Below are 14,002 nucleotides of genomic sequence, written 5' to 3' on the forward strand. Positions count from 1 at the left end.
GGGCAGGAGCGTGCTGCACTGCCCCTATTGCCACGGCTACGAGGTTTCCGGCGGGCCGCTCGGCGTGCTCGCAACCGGCCCGATGTCCCTGCATCAGGCACAGCTGATCGCCGATTGGGGTGATGTCACACTGTTCGGCAATGGTCTGTTCGAACCCGACACAGATCAGATGCGCGCGTTGGAGAGCCGAAAGGTGCGGTTTGAGCCCACCAGCGTTGCCGAGCTAAGGGAAGACGGCTCCGGCGGGTTGATCGTCCACCTCGACGATAGCCGAAAGGCCGGCGTCAGGGCGATGTTCACCGCGCCGCGCAACATCATGGCCAGCCCGCTGGCCGAACAGCTCGGCTGCGGCTTCACCGAAGGCCTCCTCGGCCCGGTGATATCAGTCGATGACAGGCAGCAGACGACCGTGCCCGGCGTCTACGCCGCCGGCGACGCGGCACGTTCGATGCACAATATTGCCTTTGCGGTATCGGGTGGCACCTTTGCGGGCGTCTGCGCCCACCAGTCGCTTGTGTTCGGCTAGAACCCGGCTTCCTCGCCGGCGATGCTGAGCCGCGCGCCGGCCTGGGCCAGGGCGGCAGCCAGGTCGTGCGGCGGCGAGCGGTCGGTGGCGAGTTCGGAAAAGCTGTCGAAGCCGCAGACCTGGACCAGACCAAGACGGCCGAATTTCGAGTGATCGGTGATGACGAGGGACCGCTGGCCGCGCGACAGCACCATGCGGGCGAACTCGGCCTCATCCAGATCAAAATCCATGACGCCCATCACCGCGTCGACGCCGCCGGTGGAAATGATGGCGTGGCTGACCGAAAAACGACTGACAAAATCAATCGCCGAGGCACCGAAAGCAGCGCCGGAATCGCTGCGCAGCTCGCCGCCCGCCATATAGACCTTGTTGCCGTTGATGGTGGCCAGGGTGCGGGCAATATCCGAGGAATTGGTGACGACCGTCAGGCGCCGGTGGCCGAGCAGTTCACGCGCAAGGAACGAGGTCGTCGTGCCGGTGTCGAGCATGATCGATTCGCCGTCGCGTATGGTGGCGGCGACCATGCGGGCAATGACGCGCTTGGCGTCGGCGTTCTCACGCATACGCCGCTCGAACGGCGCTTCGCCGATCATCGACGGCAGGCCGATGGCGCCATGCATCTTGAGGACAGAGCCATCACCAGTCAGTGGCTTGACGTCGCGGCGCACCGTCTCGAGCGACACGCCCAGCCGGTCGGCCAGACTGGCGATGGTGACGGTGCCCTCTTCCTGCAGGAGCCGCAGGATCTCGCCGTGTCGTTTGGACTGGGCCATCTGGTTTCCCGAACTGATGCTCCTGACCGATTTTAAGGTAATTCAAGTGCTTTTAAAGGAACTACCTTACGCTTTCGGGCAAAATACCCAAAAAAAGTCACACCTTTTTATTGACAAGCGGGCAGCCCTGGCGTGAAATCGAAGACATCAACAGGCTTCAGATCTGCGACTGGGGGCAGTGCCGCAACTCAGCGATCAGGCCGTTTGGAAACGTGCCTGTTCAAGGAATTTTCAGATCCGCGGGGGCGGATGCCGGGCTCAAAAACCTGGCCAAGGGGCTCGTCGGTGCGGTGCGGGATACCGATCCTGGCGTCCCGCACCGACGAGATCATTTACGTTTCTCCCGCCATCGTTGCGCTGTTCACGGCGCCTTGTCGAAGCCCAGCAAACCAGGGATGTTCCGTGACCGCCGAAGATCGCATCCGCGCCCTGCCCTGCTGGACCGGTAGCATCGAGATCGCACCGCTGCCCGGCGGCCTGAGCAACGCGAATTATGTGGTCACGGACGCGGCCGGACGACATGTCGTGCGCTTCGGCAAGGACTATCCGTTCCACCATGTCTTTCGCGAGCGCGAGGTTATGACCGCGCGGGCGGCGCATGCCGCCGGTTTCGCGCCAGCCGTCCGCCATGCCGAACCAGGCATACTGGTGACGGAATTTCTCGGTGCGAAAACCTATCTGGCGGAAGACGTGCGCGCCAATCTCGGCCGGGTCGCGGCCCTGATGCGCGCCTTCCACCGGGAGATGCCCAATCACGTCTCGGGCGCCGGCTTCATGTTCTGGGTGTTCCATGTCATTCGCGACTATGCGCGCACGCTTGAAGAAGGCGGCAGCCGCAAGCGCAGCGACTTGCCGCGCCTTTTGACACTGGCCGACGAACTGGAGCGCGCGCAGAAACTGCTGCCGATCGTCTTTGGCCACAATGACCTGTTGCCGGCCAATATTCTCGACGACGGCAACAGACTATGGCTGATCGACTTCGAATATGCCGGCTTCAACACGGCGATGTTCGACCTCGCAGGCGCCGCCTCCAATGCCGGCATGAGCGACGAGGAATCCTTTGCCTTCCTGACCGCCTACTTCATGAAGGAACCGGACGAGGCGATCCGCCGTTCGCACGCGGCCATGCAATGCGCCTCGCTGCTGCGCGAGGCGATGTGGAGCATGGTCTCCGAGCTCTATCTCGACGCACCGGGCATCGACTACGTCGCCTACACCGAGGAAAACCTCGCCCGGCTCGACGCGGCACTGGAAAACTACCGGACAAAATACGGGATACAGAAATCATGACATTGCCGAGCCAGGCCGCCATCGTCGTCATCGGCGGCGGCATCATCGGCTGTTCGACGGCCTATCATCTGGCGCGCGACCACAAGGCTGACGTGGTGCTGCTGGAGCAGGGCAAGCTGACCTCGGGTTCGACCTGGCATGCCGCCGGCCTTGTCGGGCAATTGCGCTCGTCGGCGTCTATCACCCGCGTGCTGAAATACTCCGTCGACCTCTACAAGGGACTGGAGGCCGAGACCGGTCTCGCCACCGGCTGGAAGATGACCGGTTGCCTCAGGCTCGCCACCAACGCCGACCGCTGGACCGAGTACAAAAGGCTGGCGACGACAGCAAAAAGCTTCGGCATGGACATGCAATTGCTGTCGCCGGACGAGGTGAAAAGGATGTGGCCGCTGCTGGAGACCGGCGATCTCGTCGGCGCCTCCTGGCTGCCGACTGACGGCCAGGCGAGCCCCTCCGACATCACGCAGTCGCTGGCCAAGGGCGCGCGCATGCATGGCGCCAAACTGTTCGAGGATGTTCGCGTCACCGGCTTCGAGATGAAGGACGGCCGCATCGCGGCGGTGAAGACCAGCAGGGGCGACATCGCCTGCGACAAGGTGGTCAACTGCGCCGGCCAATGGGCGCGGCAAGTGGGGGCCATGGCCGGCATCAACGTGCCGCTTCAGCCGGTGAAGCACCAGTACATCATCACCGAGAAGATCGACGGGCTGGCGACCGACGCGCCGACCATCCGCGACCCTGACCGACGCACCTATTTCAAGGAGGAAGTCGGCGGGCTGGTGATGGGCGGCTATGAGCCTAACCCGCAGGCCTGGGCGACTGGTCTCCCCGGCGACGACGTTCCCAATGATTGGGAATTCAGGCTGTTCGACGACGACTACGACCATTTCGAGCAGCACATGAGCCAAGCGATCGCGCGTGTGCCGGCGCTGGAAACCGTCGGCGTCAAGCAGATGATCAACGGGCCGGAGAGTTTTACGCCGGACGGCAATTTCATTCTCGGCACAGCGCCCGAATGCGCCAACATGTTCGTCGGCGCCGGCTTCAACGCCTTCGGCATCGCCTCGGGCGGCGGCGCCGGCTGGGTGCTGGCGCAGTGGGTGGTCGATGGCGAAGCACCGCTCGACCTGTGGGTGGTCGACATCAGGCGCTTTTCCAACCTGCACCGCGACCGGCAGTGGGTCTGCGACCGCACGCTGGAGGCCTATGGCAAACACTATACGATCGGCTTTCCGCATGAAGAGTATGCCAGCGGGAGGCCGCGCATCGTCTCGCCGCTGTACGAGCGGCTGAAACAGCAGCGCGCCGTATTCGGCTCGAAGCTCGGATGGGAGCGGCCGAACTGGTTCGCACCGCTAGGCGTCGAGCCGCAGGACATCTATTCGATGGGCCGGCAGAACTGGTTCGCGGCGGTCGGCGACGAACACCGGCATGTGCGGGATAAGGTCGGCATCTTCGATCAATCGTCTTTCGCCAAATACGAGCTGACCGGGCCAGATGCGTTGAAGGCGCTGGACTGGATCTGCGCCAACGACGTCAGCAAGCCGGTCGGCCGGCTGACCTATACGCAGCTTCTCAACACGCGCGGCGGCATCGAGGCCGATCTGACGGTGGCGCGGCTGGCCGAAGAGAAGTTCTATATCGTCACCGGCACCGGTTTCCGCACGCATGATTCCTCATGGATCAGCGATCATATCGGCGAAGGGCTCGACGCCAGGCTTGTCGACGTCACCGAGGATTTCGGCACGCTGTCGCTGATGGGTCCTCGGGCGCGCGACGTGCTCTCGGTGGCGACCGGAGCCGACGTGTCGAATGCCGGCTTCCCGTTCGGCCATGTGCGCGAGATTGCCATCGCCGGCCACACGGTTCGGGCACTGCGCGTCACCTATGTCGGCGAACTCGGCTGGGAACTGCATGTGCCGATCGCGGCCACCGGCGAAGTCTTCGACGCACTGATGGCGGCAGGCGAGAAGCATGACATCCGACCGGTCGGCTATCGGGCGCTGGAATCGCTAAGGCTGGAAAAAGGCTATCGCGCCTGGGGATCCGACATCACCCCCAACGACACGCCACAGGAAGCCGGGCTCGGTTGGGCGGTCAAGCTGCGCAAGAACACCGATTTCGTTGGACGGCGCGCGCTGGAAAAGACCAGCGGCGCGGCACTGAAGAAACGCTTTGCCGGCTTCACGGTCGAAGACCCCGAGATCGTGCTGCTCGGCCGCGAAACCATCCTGCGCAATGGCGAGCCGGTCGGTTATCTCAGCAGCGGCGGTTACGGCTACACGCTGGGCAGGAACATCGGCTACGGCTATGTGCGCAACGTCGACGGGGTGAGCGACGACTTTCTCGTCTCCGGCGGCTATGAACTGGTGGTTGCGATGGAGAGGACACCGGCCAATATCCACCTCGAGCCGATGTATGATCCGGCAGGCGCCAGGGTCAAAGCGTAGGTCAAATAACGCGCAAAGCGAGGCCGCGGCTTGGCACGGTGTCGGCTTCGCCCGGCATGGAGACGTAAGGACGCGTTTCCTCAACGCGGGTGACGAGGCCTTGCGCCTCGATCTCGCCGACACGCGTGGCAAAGCCGGCATCCCACAGCGTGTTCTTGACCGTCAGCACGATCACGCCGCCCGGGCGGCAGATGCGGATTAGCTCGTCCAGCCCCGCGACGCCGACATGGCCCGAGGTGAAGACGCCGGCCGAGATGATCCCGGCATAGGCATCATCGGCAAAGGGCAGATGACCGCCGAGCGCAAGGCAGTGGAGCGCGGAATAGACGCCCTTGCGGGCCGCCTGATCCAGCATGCCTTGTGAAATATCGAGTGCCTCGACTTGCGGGTAACCAGCAATATCAAGCCATTCGCCGATGAGCCCGGTGCCGGCCCCGGCATCGAGCAGCGGTGCTGAACCGCGCGGCAGATGGCGGGCCAGCAACGCAAGGCAGATCGTTGGATGGCGATAGCCGGCGGCCGACATGTCGGCGTCATAGGTTTCCGACCAGCGGTCATAGAGTGCGGCCACCTCTTCGGGCCGCTTTGCCGCGTAGGCCGCGCCGAGCGCGCCCTGATGTTTGCTGTCCGCCACTTTTATCCAGTCCGCCAATTTTTGATCTCGCAGTGATGATAGCCAAAGCGCGAAAATTGTGGAACCGTCGCTGCGACAAATAACAGCGTGGGGGCGCAGGCATGGTGACAGACGAGGCGCGTGCCGCACTGGACGCCATTCCCATGCTGGCCGGCTACAGCGGGCCGCTGGAACGGCTGGGCGGCCTCACCAATCTCGTCTTCAAGGCCGGCGACTTCTGCCTGCGCATTCCCGGCAAGGGCACCGAGGAATACATCAACCGGGCCAACGAAGCGGTGGCCGCGCGCGAAGCTGCAAAGGCAGGGGTCAGTCCCGAGGTGCTGCATGTCGACCCCGGTACCGGGGTGATGGTGACACGCTACATCGCCGGCGCCGAAACGATGTCGCCGGAGAAATTCCGGACACGTCCGGGCAGTCCGGCACGCGCCGGCGAAGCCTTTCGCAAGCTGCACGATTCAGGCGCGGTGTTTCCCTTCCGCTTCGAATTGTTCGCGATGATCGACGATTACCTCAAGGTGCTGTCCACCAAGGAGGTCGCCCTGCCCGCCGGTTATCATGACGTGGTGCGCGAGGCGGAAACCGTGCGCTCGGCGCTGGCCGCCCATCCGCTGCCGATCGTCGCCTGCCACTGCGATCCGCTGTGCGAGAACTTTCTCGATACTGGCGAGCGGATGTGGATCGTCGACTGGGAATATTCGGGCATGAACGATCCGCTCTGGGACCTTGGCGACCTCAGCGTGGAGGGCAAGTTCGACGCCGCCCAGGACGAAGAGATGATACGCGCTTATTTCGGCGGCGAGGCGAGGCCGGCGGAGCGCGGCCGCATCGTCATCTACAAGGCAATGTGCGACCTGTTGTGGACCTTGTGGGGGCTGATCCAGCTCGCCAACAACAACCCGGTCGATGATTTTCGCGCTTATGCGGATGGCCGTTTCGCTCGCTGCAAGGCGTTGATGGAGACGCCGGAGTTTTCGCGGCATCTGGCAGCAATACACCGGGACTGAGCCTGGACTAACTCACGCCCTTCGGCACGTTTTCGGGCGGCACAGTGATCTCGACCACTTTCTGGCGATGGAAGATGAACAGGCCGGCGAGAACAACGATGGCCGAGCCGATCAGGATGCGCGGACCGGGAACGTCGCCGAAGAACACCAGGCCGAACACCACCGCCCACAGCAGCAGTGTGTAGTGCAGCGGCGCCAATGTCGAAGCCGGCGCCAGCTTGAGCGCCCTGGTGATCATCAGGTGGGCGCCGCAGGAGACGATACCGAGCAGCAGCATGGCGCCGAGATCGAGTGCCGACGGCGTCTGCCAGGCGCCGATGGTCAGCACACCGCCGACCAGCAGCGTGCCGATGGTTTGCCATGTCACCAGATTGGTGTCGCTGGTGCCACGCAGGCGGCGGTTGAGGATGATGGCGAAGGCGAAGGAGATGCTGCCTACCAGCGCAAAACCCGATGACAGCGAGAACGCCGCCGAGGACGGTTTCAGCATGATCAAAACGCCGCAGAAGCCGAGCAGGATCGCCATCCAGCGGCGCCAGCCGACCTTTTCGCCAAGCAGGAGGTGCGAGAGTGCCGCAACGTAGATCGGCCCGGCCATGTAGAAACTCATCACATCGGCAAGCGGCAGATAGACCACGGCGGCATAGAATAGCGCGGTGTCGAGCGTGGTCATCACCACCCGCAGCAGCTGCAGCTCCAGGCGTTCCATGCGAAACAGCTTGGCCGGGCCCTGATTGGCGATCATCGGGCCGAGCACGAAGAAGGCGCCGATAGAGCGGATCAGCACCACCTGGCCGACGGAGAAGCTGGCGACCAGCCACTTGCCCATGGCGTCGTTCAGCGCAAACAGGAAGTCGCCGGCCAGCATCAGCAGAATGCCGGCCAGAAGCACATTCCTGATCGTCGAATTCTGCGCCACGGGCTGCGTCATGCCGATCCCGATTCCTCCCTAGTTAGCCGCGTCGTAGACGGAAGCGGCGGCTTTGACGAGGAGAAAACCGGAAATCGGCAAGGCCAGCCTCGGGAATCGGCTGGGTCTGCGCGATTCAGTTCCCTTTTGGCTGCGGCCTGAGAATAATGGGCCGATAGATCACCGGCCTGTCCCAGGGGTCGAAAGCCGGGGTGCGTCTGAGCTCCGCACGCCGCTCCAGATCGATGCGCTGCAGACACTCGGCAAAGGCGTCATTCTTCTTGACGAAGCCGTAGGACCGGCATTTCGCTTCGTCGGCGGCGCGGCGGTCCTCTGCCGTCACCGTCGTGCAGCCGGTGCAAAGCACCGTCAACGCCACCGCCATCACAGTCTTGCGCCACATGGAATCCTCCTCGAATAAAAGTGGAGTCTTTATGTAGACTTATTTCCGGACGGGCGAAGCTCAGACCCTTGATGCAGATGCGGTGTCCTATTGGTCCTGATGCGAATGGTGCCGTCGGTTCACAAGTACCGGCCTTCCGTCGATGGACAGCCTGGTTTCCTGCTTCGTCCGCTCCGCCACCACCTTGCCCCTGGCGATGACGCACAGGCGTTCGGCGCGCAGGCGCAGGGCCTCCACCGGATTGCCGGCATCGAGGACGACCAGGCTGGCGCGCTTGCCGACCGCCAGGCCGAGATGATCGAGGCCCATGATCGCGGCATTGACGTTGGTGACCATGTCGAAGCAGCGCGCCATCTCCGCCGGGCTCGACATCTGAGCGACGTGCAGGCCCATGAAGGCGACATCGAGCATGTCGGCGGTGCCTAGCGAATACCAGGGATCGAGCACGCAATCCTGGCCCCAGCCGACGCGAATGCCGAGCGCCAGCATTTCCTTGACCCGAGTCAGGCCCCGGCGCTTCGGGAAGGTGTCGTGGCGGCCCTGCAGCATGATGTTGATCAGCGGATTGGGAATGACCGAGACGTCGGCCTCGGCGATCAGCGGCAGCAGCTTCGAGACATAGTAATTGTCCATCGAATGCATCGAGGTGAGGTGCGAACCGGCGACCTTGCCCTGCAGACCAAGGCGCTGCGTCTCATACGCAAGCTGTTCGATGTGACGCGACAGCGGATCATCGGTCTCGTCGCAATGCAGGTCGACCATCAGGCCGCGCCTGGCCGCGATCTCGCACAGCTCCGTTACCGAGCGCGTGCCGTCGGCCATGGTGCGCTCGAAATGCGGGATGCCGCCGACAATGTCGACGCCCATGTCGAGCGCGCGAATGGTGTTTTCACGCGCCGATGGAGCGCGATAAAACCCGTCCTGCGGGAAAGCGACCAGTTGCAGGTCGATATAGGGAGCGACCGTCTTCTTGACCTCGAGCAGCGCCTCGACCGCCAGCAGCCTGTCATCGCAGACATCGACATGGGTGCGGATTGCGAGTAGGCCCATCGACACCGCCCAGTCGCAATAGGCCAATGCGCGATCACGCACCGCCTCATGCGTCAAAAGCGGCTTCAACTCGCCCCATAGCGAAATGCCTTCGAGCAGTGTACCCGACGCATTGATGCGCGGAATGCCGTAGGAGAGCGTCGCGTCCATGTGGAAATGCGGATCGACGAAGGGCGGCGAGACCAGGTTGCCGCGGGCGTCGACCTCGGTCCGCGCAGGACCCTGCAGGGTGGGCTCGATCGCCGTGATCGTCTCACCGTTGATGCCGATGTCGGCAACCCTGCCATCAGGCAGTGTGCCGCCGCGAACGATAAGGTCGAAAGCCATCTGTCGTCATCCCGTCAAAAGAATCATCTGATAGTGCCGAGGCTGAAAATCGCATCCCGTCGATGCCGCTTGCAACAGCGGTTTGTCCGCGGCGGCCGCGGATGGTTCCATCCGGCCGCAACTCCCTCTATAAGCCGCCTTCGTTGTCCCGGTTTCAAGGATCCGCCGTTTGTTTCGTTTCTTCCGCTCGACGGAAAACCAGCGCCTCGTTGCGAGGTTGATCCGGGAATCCTTTTATCAGCACAGGTTTGGCTACGGCGCCGCGATCTTGTCGATGCTTGTGGTGGCCGCCACGACCGGCGCCAGCGCCTGGATTCTCAAAGAGATCACCGACGAATTCGTGGTCTTCAAGCGGATTGACCGCGTCAACCTGATTGCGGCGGGGGTCGCCACGATCTTCATTCTCAAGGGTCTCGCCAACTTCATCCAGGCTTATTTCATGAGCCGGGTCGGCAACGCCATCATCGCCGATCGCCAGCGCAAGATCTACGACCGCATCCTGGCGCAAGGCATCGAATTCTACCATTCGACCTCGTCGTCCGACCTGATCACACGCATGACCAACAATGCGCAGGCGGCGCGCAACGTGCTCGACCTCGTTGTCACGTCCTATGTGCGCGACCTGTTGTCGCTGGTTGTCCTGGTAGGAGTCATGGTCTGGCAGCAGCCAGCCTTGTCCATAATCTGCTTCGTCATCGGCCCCTTGGCTATCTACGGGGTCAACCGCATCCTCAAACGTGTTCGCAAGTTCGCCGCGATGGAGTTTCGCTCGGTCGGCCAGATCGTGCAGGTGATGCAGGAAACGGCAATCGGCGTGCGCGTCGTCAAATCCTTCAACCTCGAAGGCGCAATGCGCAACCGCATGTACAAGGCTGTGTCGGACGTCGAGAACCGGGCCAACAACATCGCGACGCTGGAGGCTGCGACAAGCCCGGTGATGGAGACGCTGGCCGGGCTGGCTATTGCCGGGGCCATCTTCGTCAGCGGCTTCCTGGTCTTGCAGGGCGGCCAGATGCCGGGAAACATCATGGCCTTCATCGGAGCGCTCCTGTTTGCCTATGAGCCGGCAAAGCGCCTTGCGCGCGTGCGCATATCGCTGGAAAGCGGTATTGTCGGCGTGCGCATGATGTTCGAGCTCGCCGACCAGCCGCTGACTCTGGTCGAGAAGCCCGACGCGAAGCCGCTTCTGGCCGGACCGGGCGAGATCCAGTTTGACGCCGTCGACTTCGCTTATCAGAATGGGCCGCCGGTGCTGGACAGGTTCGATCTGACGCTTGCGCCCGGCAAGATGACGGCGCTGGTCGGGCCTTCCGGCGGCGGCAAGTCGACCGTTCTGAACTTGATCATGCGCATGTACGACCCGAAGAGCGGCAGGGTGCTGCTCGACGGCCAGGATATTTCCCATGCGACGCTCGCATCGCTGCGGGAAAAGATCGCCTATGTCAGCCAGGATACATTCCTGTTTGCCGGCACCATCATGCACAACATCCGGCTTGGGCGCGAGGGTGCGACCGACGAAGAGGTGATCGCCGCCGCCAAGGCGGCCAACGCCCATGACTTCATCAGCGCACAGGCGAAAGGCTACGAGACGGATGTGGGTGAGAATGGCGGCCTGCTATCGGGCGGCCAACGCCAACGGATCTCGATCGCACGCGCCATGCTGCGCAATGCCGAGATCCTGCTGCTGGACGAAGCGACCAGCGCGCTTGATGCCGAATCGGAAGCGCTGTTCCGCGACGCGCTGCAGCAATTGACGGAAGGCCGCACGACGATCGTCATCGCGCACCGTCTATCGACGGTGCACCAGGCAGACACGATCGTGGTGCTCGAAGCCGGCAAGGTGGTGGAAAGCGGCCCGCACAAGACCTTGCTCAAGCAGGGTGGGCTCTACCAGAAGCTTTATGAGTATCAGTTGATGCCGTAGCACACTCTTCCCTTCTCCCCTTGTGGGAGAAGGTGGATCGGCGCGCAGCGCCGAGACGGATGAGGGGTGTTCCAGCGGAATGAGGCGTTGGTGTTTTCTGGAACACCCCTCATCCGACCTCGCTTCGCGAGGCCACCTTCTCCCACAAGGGGAGAAGGAAGAACTGCTCTATTCCGGCACAAACCTCACCGCGCCCTTGGCCGCGCTGGTCGTCATGGCGGCATAGGCGCGCAAGGCGGTCGTCACCTTGCGCTTGCGCTTTTCCTCGGGCTTCCAGGCCAGGGCGCCCCTGGCCTCCATCGCCGCCCGGCGGGCAGCGAGTTCCGCCTCATCGACAGCCAGGCGGATGCTGCGGTTCGGGATGTCGATCTCGATCGTATCGCCCTCCTGCACCAGCCCGATCAGCCCGCCTTCGGCGGCTTCCGGCGACGCATGGCCGATCGACAGGCCCGACGTGCCTCCGGAGAAGCGGCCGTCGGTGACCAGAGCGCAGGCCTTGCCGAGCCCTTTCGACTTCAGATAGCTGGTCGGATAGAGCATTTCCTGCATGCCTGGGCCGCCGCGCGGCCCTTCATAGCGGATGACGACCACATCGCCGGCCTTGATCTCGTTGGACAGGATCGCCTTGACGCTCGAATCCTGGCTTTCGAAGACGCGGGCCGGGCCGGTGAACTTCAGGATCGATTCATCGACGCCGGCGGTCTTCACGATACAGCCGTCGAGAGCCAGATTGCCTTTCAGCACGGCGAGGCCGCCATCCCTGGAAAAGGGATGTTCGGTCGAGCGGATGACGCCTTTCTCGCGGTCGAGATCGAGTTCGTCCCAGCGGCGGTCCTGGCTGAAAGCGACCTGTGTCGGCACGCCACCAGGGGCGGCGAGGAAGAAATCGCGCACACTCTGGCTGGTCGTGCGGGAAATATCCCAATGGTCGAGCGCTTCGCCCAGCGTTCGCGTGTGCACCGTCGGCAGGTCGCGGTTGAGCAGGCCGGCATTGTCGAGCTGGCCGAGGATGGCCATGATACCGCCGGCGCGGTGCACGTCTTCCATGTGCACGTCGGACTTGGCCGGAGCAACCTTGCACAGCACCGGCACCTTGCGCGACAGCGCGTCGATGTCGTCCTGATCGAAATCGATTTCGCCCTCATGCGCGGCAGCCAGGATGTGCAGCACGGTGTTGGTCGAGCCGCCCATGGCGATGTCGAGCGTCATGGCGTTCTCGAAGGCGCCCTTCGAGGCAATGTTGCGCGGCAGAGCCGTCTCGTCATCCTGTTCGTAATAGCGCTGGGCGAGATCGACGATCAGGTGGCCGGCCTCGACGAACAGCCGTTTGCGGTCGGCATGCGTCGCCAATGTCGAGCCGTTGCCGGGCAGCGACAGGCCAAGCGCCTCGGTCAGGCAGTTCATCGAATTGGCAGTGAACATGCCCGAGCAGGAGCCGCAGGTCGGGCAGGCCGAGCGCTCGATGACCTTGACGTCCTCGTCGGAGACCCTGTCGTCGGCGGCCGCCACCATGGCATCGACCAGGTCGAGCGCCTGCGTCTTGCCGGCGAGCACCACCTTGCCGGCTTCCATCGGACCGCCGGAAACGAAGACGGTCGGGATGTTGAGGCGCAACGATGCCATCAGCATGCCGGGCGTGATCTTGTCGCAATTGGAGATGCAGACCATGGCGTCGGCACAGTGAGCATTGACCATGTATTCGACGGAATCGGCGATCAGCTCGCGCGACGGCAGCGAATAGAGCATGCCGTCATGGCCCATCGCGATGCCGTCGTCGACGGCGATGGTGTTGAATTCCTTGGCGACGCCGCCGGCCTTCTCGATCTCGCGCGCGACCAACTGGCCGAGATCCTTCAGATGGACATGGCCCGGCACGAACTGGGTGAAGGAGTTGACCACCGCGATGATCGGCTTGCCGAAATCCGAGTCCTTCATGCCGGTGGCGCGCCAGAGGCCGCGTGCGCCGGCCATGTTGCGGCCATGGGTGGTGGTGCGGGAGCGATAGGCAGGCATGTTTTTTCCTTGGTGGCTGGCCACAGCCAGGCATGGCGCGGCGGAGCTGAATTCGGACCGCAGGCGTTATAGACGCGCAAGCCCGGTCTGGCCACAATTTTGCAATGCGCCAGATTCTCTCAAAAAAATGCGTGGCACTGTCGGATGGCGCACTGCATGCCCGTCCTTGGGCAGACGACATGGAAATGGCACCGCGTTCGGAGTCAGCCGTTTCGCCGTAACGCAACCAAACAACCCGAGGAGCACGACATGCAAAAGATCACCACCTGCCTGTGGTTCGACGGCCAGGCCGAAGAGGCCATGAATTTCTACGTCTCCATCTTCAAGAATTCGAAGGTGCTGAGCGTGATGCGCTGGCCCGAGGGCCACGCCGATGAAGGCAAAGTGCTGGTGACCACGTTCGAACTCGACGGCGTGCAGTTCCAGGCGCTCAACGGCGGACCGCAGTTCAAGCACACCGAGGCGATGTCGCAGTCGATCGACTGCAAGACGCAGGAAGAGGTGGATTACTTCTGGGACAAGCTCATCGAAGGTGGCGGCCAACCGTCGCAATGCAGCTGGCTGAAGGATAAATTCGGCGTCTCCTGGCAGGTTGTGCCGGAGCAGCTGCCGCGCCTGCTGCTGGATCCGGACCGGGCCAAGGCCGGCCGCGTGATGTCAGCGATGATGCAGATGAGCAAGATCGACATCGCCAGGAT

12 protein-coding genes are annotated in these 14,002 nt (G+C 63.1%); 6 read left to right on the forward strand and 6 right to left on the reverse strand.

Going from position 1 to position 14,002, the window contains the following annotated elements; genetic code table 11:
- On the forward strand, positions 1 to 526 hold a 526-nt coding region (locus EN906_RS07150; RefSeq protein WP_164777120.1), incomplete at its 5' end, for an FAD-dependent oxidoreductase.
- Here the strand turns inward: EN906_RS07150 and EN906_RS07155 are convergent.
- Positions 523 to 1,299 carry a DeoR/GlpR family DNA-binding transcription regulator gene (locus tag EN906_RS07155; RefSeq protein ID WP_027039687.1) on the reverse strand — a complete coding sequence of 259 codons (777 nt, stop codon included), beginning with the start codon at positions 1,297 to 1,299 and terminating at the stop codon, positions 523 to 525. The genes EN906_RS07150 and EN906_RS07155 overlap by 4 nt on opposite strands.
- 402 nt (positions 1,300 to 1,701) lie before the next feature.
- Between EN906_RS07155 and EN906_RS07160 the strand changes: the two genes are divergently transcribed.
- A complete protein-coding gene (locus tag EN906_RS07160) occupies positions 1,702 to 2,589 on the forward strand; it encodes a phosphotransferase family protein (RefSeq protein ID WP_127267468.1) in 888 nt (295 codons plus the stop codon).
- Positions 2,586 to 5,039 carry an FAD-dependent oxidoreductase gene (locus EN906_RS07165; protein ID WP_127267469.1) on the forward strand — a complete coding sequence of 818 codons (2,454 nt, stop codon included), beginning with the start codon at positions 2,586 to 2,588 and terminating at the stop codon, positions 5,037 to 5,039. Before EN906_RS07160 ends, EN906_RS07165 begins: the two co-directional genes overlap by 4 nt.
- 1 nt (position 5,040) lies before the next feature.
- Here the strand turns inward: EN906_RS07165 and EN906_RS07170 are convergent, their stop codons facing one another.
- On the reverse strand, positions 5,041 to 5,673 hold the full coding sequence (locus EN906_RS07170; RefSeq protein WP_164748694.1) for a class I SAM-dependent methyltransferase: 633 nt from the start codon (positions 5,671 to 5,673) through the stop codon (positions 5,041 to 5,043).
- A gap of 101 nt (positions 5,674 to 5,774) precedes the next feature.
- Between EN906_RS07170 and EN906_RS07175 the strand changes: the two genes are divergently transcribed.
- Positions 5,775 to 6,677, forward strand: coding sequence for a phosphotransferase family protein (locus tag EN906_RS07175; RefSeq protein WP_127375115.1), 903 nt, complete (start codon positions 5,775 to 5,777; stop codon positions 6,675 to 6,677).
- Positions 6,678 to 6,684: 7 nt separating this feature from the next.
- Here EN906_RS07175 and EN906_RS07180 read toward each other — a convergent pair whose 3' ends face one another.
- From EN906_RS07180 to EN906_RS07190, 3 genes are all read right to left on the reverse strand, one after another.
- A complete protein-coding gene (locus EN906_RS07180) occupies positions 6,685 to 7,608 on the reverse strand; it encodes a DMT family transporter (RefSeq protein ID WP_127267472.1) in 924 nt (307 codons plus the stop codon).
- 115 nt (positions 7,609 to 7,723) lie between these two features.
- Positions 7,724 to 7,990, reverse strand: coding sequence for a hypothetical protein (locus EN906_RS07185; protein ID WP_127267473.1), 267 nt, complete (start codon positions 7,988 to 7,990; stop codon positions 7,724 to 7,726).
- An 87-nt stretch (positions 7,991 to 8,077) separates the two neighbouring features.
- Complete coding sequence (locus EN906_RS07190; protein ID WP_127267474.1) at positions 8,078 to 9,367, reverse strand: amidohydrolase family protein; 1,290 nt, start codon at positions 9,365 to 9,367, stop codon at positions 8,078 to 8,080.
- A gap of 169 nt (positions 9,368 to 9,536) precedes the next feature.
- On the opposite strand from EN906_RS07190, the gene EN906_RS07195 reads away from it, so the two are divergent.
- Positions 9,537 to 11,291: an ABC transporter ATP-binding protein gene (locus EN906_RS07195; protein ID WP_127270800.1), complete on the forward strand. Its 1,755-nt coding sequence runs from the start codon at positions 9,537 to 9,539 to the stop codon at positions 11,289 to 11,291.
- 168 nt (positions 11,292 to 11,459) lie between these two features.
- Here the strand turns inward: EN906_RS07195 and ilvD are convergent, their stop codons facing one another.
- Positions 11,460 to 13,304, reverse strand: coding sequence for a dihydroxy-acid dehydratase (gene ilvD, locus EN906_RS07200; protein ID WP_127266619.1), 1,845 nt, complete (start codon positions 13,302 to 13,304; stop codon positions 11,460 to 11,462).
- A gap of 249 nt (positions 13,305 to 13,553) precedes the next feature.
- Between ilvD and EN906_RS07205 the strand changes: the two genes are divergently transcribed.
- Positions 13,554 to 14,002 (forward strand): VOC family protein (locus tag EN906_RS07205; protein ID WP_164777121.1); only part of this gene is annotated, 449 nt, incomplete at its 3' end.

The organism is Mesorhizobium sp. M7A.F.Ca.CA.004.06.1.1 (assembly GCF_003999135.1).
Lineage (GTDB): Bacteria > Pseudomonadota > Alphaproteobacteria > Rhizobiales > Rhizobiaceae > Mesorhizobium.

Excerpts from the sequence above, each read along its gene's own strand:
- EN906_RS07185 (WP_127267473.1), bottom strand. The coding sequence starts at position 7,990 with ATGTGGCGCAAGACTGTGATGGCGGTGGCGTTGACGGTGCTTTGCACC.
- ilvD (WP_127266619.1), bottom strand. The coding sequence starts at position 13,304 with ATGCCTGCCTATCGCTCCCGCACCACCACCCATGGCCGCAACATGGCC.
- EN906_RS07180 (WP_127267472.1), bottom strand. The coding sequence starts at position 7,608 with ATGACGCAGCCCGTGGCGCAGAATTCGACGATCAGGAATGTGCTTCTG.
- EN906_RS07175 (WP_127375115.1), top strand. The coding sequence starts at position 5,775 with ATGGTGACAGACGAGGCGCGTGCCGCACTGGACGCCATTCCCATGCTG.
- EN906_RS07165 (WP_127267469.1), top strand. The coding sequence starts at position 2,586 with ATGACATTGCCGAGCCAGGCCGCCATCGTCGTCATCGGCGGCGGCATC.
- EN906_RS07190 (WP_127267474.1), bottom strand. The coding sequence starts at position 9,367 with ATGGCTTTCGACCTTATCGTTCGCGGCGGCACACTGCCTGATGGCAGG.
- EN906_RS07155 (WP_027039687.1), bottom strand. The coding sequence starts at position 1,299 with ATGGCCCAGTCCAAACGACACGGCGAGATCCTGCGGCTCCTGCAGGAA.